We start from the raw sequence: 6000 nt of genomic DNA, 5'->3' as shown, positions 1-6000 counted from the left end.
GCGTTGACCAGTCCAGAAATCACTTTCTTTTTCGGGATTTTATTTTTCTGTATAAGGGAGAGTTTTGTTAAAACCCGTTCCACATCAGACCAGGAATTGGTTTCAATTAAACGGAAGACTATCTCTTCAAGTTTTTTCATAATCACAGTGAAACCTGTGATAAAGTCGTTCTCGTACTCAATCCAGCCAAGGAAAATATCAAGAATATTGATTATAAGGTCATTATTATTCTGAGAAAAAATATAATCGGCTGAAAGGGTAAGAAGCATCACGCTCCTTTCCTTGATGCGTCCATTTTCGGATAAAGCACCCTGGCTCATTCCTGCCAGCAGTGTTTTTAATTCATCTTCCGGGATCTCAAGGGTGTTGCTGAGATAATCGACAAAGCTCAGGACGAATTCTTCATTTTCAAAAACCGAAAGATTACCCTGTTTGAGCACTGCGACATTATGTTGAAATCTCTTTTCTTTTCTTTTTTCTTCCGAGAGAGCGATTTCTTTTTTTATGTTTTCTATAATTTCAATTTCGCCGACTTCCCGTTTTTCCATCCAGGTTTCCTTTTTTTATTTTCGGATTACTCAATAACAGCAGGTAAGGGTTGAGATGACTGCCTGAACAGCTTTCGGCAGCATATACGTGTTAGTATTATAATAAAACCTGTTACTGTCAATTGTAAATAACAGTTTATTTTCACACTATCTTTTAGAGGTGACATAAGTCAAGTTTGAAACGGATAACATTATATTTTTACTTGATTACCCATGAAACTCAGCCAAATTGTGGATGTACCTGCTTTATCAGGCTAGCCTACGGTCAAAAATCACTGGAAATCTCAATTGATAAGGAATTCAAATGAAAAAGTGTCAGTCCAGATTATTTTCAAACCAATACAATGTGATTTTTGAAATACGCCTGATAAAACAGGCACATCCCCAGGTCACAAGTATCAGGCTGAGTTTTGTACGTAATTAGGTATTTTTAATTACTGGCACCCTTCCCTTGACACTCCCTTTCACCTTAAGTTATCCCATGTCCCGACTTAGGTGTAATAACCTTCAGTCGCGAATTTTAAGATAAAACTGTAAAAAATTGACATCCATATATTCAATTTGTATACAGAAGCATTAATTGAAAATCTCATTCAGCCAGGAAATTCAGTTTATCTGGAGATGCAGTTAGCAATCGGTCCCCTGTCCGGCTGCACACTGAAAAGACAGCAGGAGCTCATTATGCACAGATCCTTTCAAATTATTTTTCTCATAATAAGTTTTTTGGTCATCTTCGATACATACAACTGCCTTGGGGAGAACATTCAACAGGATGCTACAGGATATATATCGGACTTTCTGGTTATAAATCTCAGAGACAATATTCAGAGGCCTTTTACTGTAACCGGTGTTGTTAAGTCTGAAGAACAAGTTAAAATTATTCAGGAAAATAACGAATACTTCAAAGTGAGAACTCAAAATGGCAAGACCGGATGGATTGCCAGGCAATATGTTAAATCTACATTGCCGAAGAGTATGGTAATAAAACAGCTTCAGGAAAAAATCATCTTACTGGAACAGCGGTTACAGGAAAAAGAGAGTTTTTCGAATCAGGATGATGTAACAGCCCTTCATAATCAGTTAAATGTGATGCGGAGAAAGCTTGAAGACAAGAAGAACCAAATTGCCAGACTTACTCTTGTCTCTTCCGAAGGGAAAAAGATGGAAACAGTACTGAAAGAAAAAGAATTTATTCTCATTCAACTCAAAAAATTAAAAGATACCTATAATAATCTTCTGGAAGAATACACAAAGGAAAAATCCTCTCTTGATGAGTGTCAGTCAACAAACAGCAGGCTCAAGGATCTACAGAAGTATTACTGGTTCGGTTGTGGAGCACTGGTTTTCTTCTTTGGTATTCTCGTTGGAAAGATCGGGAGCAGAAGAAAAAGTAAATTTTCATATTAATTCATAAATCCTGAGTGTCTGGAGAACATAAAAAAGTCCCCTTTGAGAATCTGATTGCCCGTGAGACTCTGGCGGTATGGAGGTAATTGCTCACAGGCACCCCAGCTTTTCACGGTCTCTTTTGTCCGCATAGGTTGGTACTTGATAATCTCGACCGTGGGACAATGATCTTTTGCGGTGGGAATTAAAACAAAAAAACTCAATTGGTAAATCAGCTCATTATGCAAACTCGTAGAATTGTTATTACAGGTGTCGGTTTGACTGCACCAAATGCTTCAAATTTATTGGAATTTCGAGAAAAATTACTTCAAGGCATCAGTGAAATCCAGGAGATTGATCTCCGCTATTTCGGTAAAGCCCCTGCAGGAATATGCACTTTTCAGGAAACAAAATATCGCAAGAAAAAAGAAAACAAAAAAGGCACCCGGGCCGGCTGCATTGGAGTTTACTGTGCCAATGAGGCGCTGGCCGACGCGGAACTTGACATACACCATTATGATGTTTCAAAAGTTGCAGTTGTAATTGGTTTAACGGAACATGGAACTGTTGAGACTGAAAATGAAGTGTACAATATAAAACAGTTTGATTATGACGTTAACTACTGGACACATCATCACAATCCCAGAACTGTCCTGAACAATCCTGCCGGTGAAATAACTATGAATCTGGGTATTACCGGACCTCACTATGTTGTTGGTGCAGCCTGTGCCGCCGGAAACGCTTCTTTGATCCAGGCTACACAAATACTGAGACTCGGTGAGGCGGATATGGTCCTTGCCGGTGGAATTTCAGAATCTGTCGGGTCATTCGGTATCTTTGCAAGTTTCCAGGCACAGGGAGCGTTGGGACATGCAGATGATCCACGACTCGCATCACGGCCGTTCGATCTGGACAGAAACGGTATTGTTATATCTGAAGGCGGGTGTGTATATGTTCTGGAAGAGCTGGAGAATGCCGTAAAACGAGGTGCCCGCATTTATGGTGAAATAGTGGGATACGCCATGAATTCTGATGCACGTGACTTTGTTCTCCCCTATGGCAAACGACAGGCGGAATGTATGAAACTGGCTCTGACTCGGGCAGGACTGGATCCGGAAGACATTGATCTGATTAATACCCACGCAACTGGCACAAAATCGGGCGATATTGAAGAATGCAAAGCAATTCGCGAAGTTTTCGGGTGCTCTGACAAGACTTTTATCAACAATACAAAGAGCATTATAGGTCATGCAATGGGAGCGGCAGGAGTGCTGGAACTTGCTGGAAATCTTCCTGCATTTGAGGACAATTTCATTCATCCGACGATTAACGTTGACAACCTGGATCCGGAATGCACTCTGGAAAACATGGTAATCAACTCTCCACTGAAAACGGATTCTGTTTCAACCATTTTGAATAATTCTTTCGGAATGGTGGGAATTAACTCAGCTGTTATCATAAAAAAGTTTGAGCGGAATGTTGAAAAATAATTTTTTTAAAAAATAAATATAAAAAAGAAAGGCAAGGTATGTTATAGGGAATGTTTCCTTTTAAATTGATAATTTCTGGAGGGAAAGAACGGGCATATAAATATTTTTAACTGTGTATGGAATTGAGTCTTGCATCTAACTCCAGCATCTCAGAAAATGAAAAGCACGATTATTTGTTTAATTTCGATCTGTTACGAGATATTTGCAGAAATCAGCAAGTCCTTGTTTGAGTGACTGTATGTTTTTCCGTTTTCTTTATCTGGCGGGATTGGTAACGTTATTGAATTCTGAATCTTGCAGGCTTATTCACCTGCTTTGTTTTCAATGGCTTGAAGAATATGAATACATCGGTGCCATCAGAACTCGTATCTCAGGCAGATGAGCGGAGACTCTGAACTTGCCAATTGCACGATTCAGGTTACATTAAAGGCGCATGTGTACACCATATTTTTGCAGGATTTCATACTCAGTTTACAAAAGGATACTGTCGGCCGTAAGGACAGTAAAATCTGACTGTGAGTGATATTTTTTCTTGATTACCCATGAAGCTCAGCGGAATTGTGAATGTGCCTGAAAAAACAGACACATCCACAGGTTCACAAGTATCAGGCTGAGTGTTATACGTAATCAGATATTTTTTTTGTTATATCCCCTCGGGGCCATAAAAATCTGTAATTTGAAATATTGGCAGGAAGATATCCTGTCATGTTTTCGACAATACGCTGAATTTGGAGAGCTACATGACAAGTGAAGAAATTAAAGATCTTATACTTGAGATCATAGAAGATATTGATGATGAAGCTGATTTTGACAATCTCGACCCTGATCAACCCCTGCGTGACCAGCTTGACCTGGATTCAATGGATTTTCTGGATATCGTCATGGAACTCAGAAAACGTCATCAATTGCAGATTCCTGAAGAAGACTATCCGAATCTGGCATCTCTGAACAGTTGTGTGACCTACCTCAAACCCCTTCTTAAAGACGCCTGATTTAGTGAAAATTCCGCTTTTGGTGATTGGCGGCGGTCTTTCAGGACTGGCCGCCGCAATCAGAGCTGCCCGGTTCGTCCCCGATATTCTCATCCTGGAAAAGCATTCAAGACCCGGTGGTCTTAATTCTTATTATTTTAGAAATAAATCACTTTTTGAAACGGGTTTGCATGCTGTCACAAACTATGCGCCTCCCGAGCAGAAAGATGCCCCTGTCAACCGTCTGTTCAGACAACTGAAACTCAAACGAAAACAATTTGTTTTCTGCCAGCAATTTGGCAGCGAAATCGTTTTTAAAAACAGAGCTTCTATCAGTTTTTCTAATGACTTCAGGTTGTTGGAGTCTGAAATCAACAAAGTATTTCCGCAATCAATCGACAGATTTAAAAAACTGATTTCCCATCTTGACACAATCGATCCATTTGCAGAAACTCCTTTTTGTTCAGCAAAAAAAGTACTTGCTGAATTTTTACAGAACGATCTTCTGGTGGAAATGCTGCTCTGTCCCCTGATGTATTATGGTTCGAGTCATGAAAATGATATGGATCTCAATCAGTTTGTCATTATGTTCCAGGCCATTTTTCAACAGGGGATGTTTCGCCCTCAGGGCACAATAAAGGATTTTCTTGATATATTAATCAACCATTTTACTGATTTCGGCGGCAGGATACAGCATAATACGGAAGTCAGCAGGATCCTCTTGAATAATAGTAATGAGGTACATGGCGTTCAACTTGTTTCCGGTGAAGAAATTGAGTGTGACTATATTCTTTCCACCATAGGTGCAGATGAAACCCGTCGTCTCCTGGGCGACAAACCATCTCTCAGCCGTCCTCGACTCGCTTTCACTGAAACTATCTTTAGAGTAAAAAATACCCCCGAATTATTTGAAGGAAACAGGAAAACTATTATTTTTTACAACGATGCCGATACGTTCAAATATCAAAGACCGGATGATTATGTGGACCATTCCAGCGGAGTGATATGTTTTCCGGCCCATTTTCATGGGGTTGGGAAAAAAAGCGAAATTGAGATACGTGCCACACATCTGGCAAATTATGCTCAATGGAAAAACCTGGCGGACAACCGGCGGAATTATCTGGCTCAAAAGAAAATGTCCTCAGGGCTTACCCTGGAACGGTTAGAGAATAAAATTGGAAATTTCAGGACAAACATAGTATATGAAGACACTTTCACCCCGGTAACTATTGAAAGGTATACTTCAAAAATTGGCGGGGCGATATATGGCAGTCCTGATAAGATTAAAGATGGAGATATCGGCTATACCAATCTTTTTTTAGCTGGAACAGACCAGGGGTTTCTAGGTATTATCGGTTCAATGCTGAGTGGAGTGTCCATTGTGAACAGACACATTCTCCATCGATTATAACTATTATACATTATACCGCATAACTAATGCACATTTAACCGTTCACCGTCACTGCATTTCTGGAGTTTTCATTCTCCTGTTTTGTTATGTGGTTTGAAGCATGTCGATACGTTATCCCTTTGAGCATCGCATTTTCTTAAAGGCAGGTGCAGATCCTGAACACTCCAATTGCAGGGTTGAGGTGTGACGCAAAT

5 protein-coding genes and 1 pseudogene are annotated in these 6000 nt (G+C 40.0%); 5 read left to right on the top strand and 1 reads right to left on the bottom strand.

Annotation, left to right across the window (positions count from 1 at the left end; translation table 11 throughout):
* A partial coding sequence (locus tag ACXLDX_RS02255; protein ID WP_457575565.1) for a hypothetical protein occupies positions 1-548 on the bottom strand: 548 nt, incomplete at its 3' end.
* 621 nt (positions 549-1169) lie between these two features.
* Here ACXLDX_RS02255 and ACXLDX_RS02250 point away from each other — a divergent pair.
* The 5 genes and pseudogenes from ACXLDX_RS02250 to ACXLDX_RS02230 form a co-directional block, all read left to right on the top strand.
* A pseudogene (locus ACXLDX_RS02250) lies at positions 1170-1493 on the top strand (SH3 domain-containing protein); the annotation flags it as partial.
* 30 nt (positions 1494-1523) lie between these two features.
* On the top strand, positions 1524-1955 hold the full coding sequence (locus ACXLDX_RS02245) for an SH3 domain-containing protein (protein ID WP_457575566.1): 432 nt from the start codon (positions 1524-1526) through the stop codon (positions 1953-1955).
* Positions 1956-2176: 221 nt separating this feature from the next.
* Positions 2177-3424: a beta-ketoacyl-[acyl-carrier-protein] synthase family protein gene (locus ACXLDX_RS02240; protein WP_457575564.1), complete on the top strand. Its 1248-nt coding sequence runs from the start codon at positions 2177-2179 to the stop codon at positions 3422-3424.
* A 740-nt stretch (positions 3425-4164) separates the two neighbouring features.
* Positions 4165-4416 carry an acyl carrier protein gene (locus tag ACXLDX_RS02235; RefSeq protein ID WP_457575563.1) on the top strand — a complete coding sequence of 84 codons (252 nt, stop codon included), beginning with the start codon at positions 4165-4167 and terminating at the stop codon, positions 4414-4416.
* 4 nt (positions 4417-4420) lie between these two features.
* Entirely contained in the window at positions 4421-5806 is a 1386-nt protein-coding gene (locus tag ACXLDX_RS02230; RefSeq protein WP_457575562.1) for a phytoene desaturase family protein, read from the top strand.
* The last annotated feature ends 194 nt before the right edge of the window (positions 5807-6000 follow it).

It is taken from the genome of Desulfomarina sp., assembly GCF_054039375.1.
This window is presented reverse-complemented; position numbering and strand designations above follow the sequence as displayed.

Excerpts from the sequence above, each read along its gene's own strand:
- ACXLDX_RS02245 (WP_457575566.1), top strand. The coding sequence starts at position 1,524 with ATGGTAATAAAACAGCTTCAGGAAAAAATCATCTTACTGGAACAGCGG.
- ACXLDX_RS02240 (WP_457575564.1), top strand. The coding sequence starts at position 2,177 with ATGCAAACTCGTAGAATTGTTATTACAGGTGTCGGTTTGACTGCACCA.
- ACXLDX_RS02235 (WP_457575563.1), top strand. The coding sequence starts at position 4,165 with ATGACAAGTGAAGAAATTAAAGATCTTATACTTGAGATCATAGAAGAT.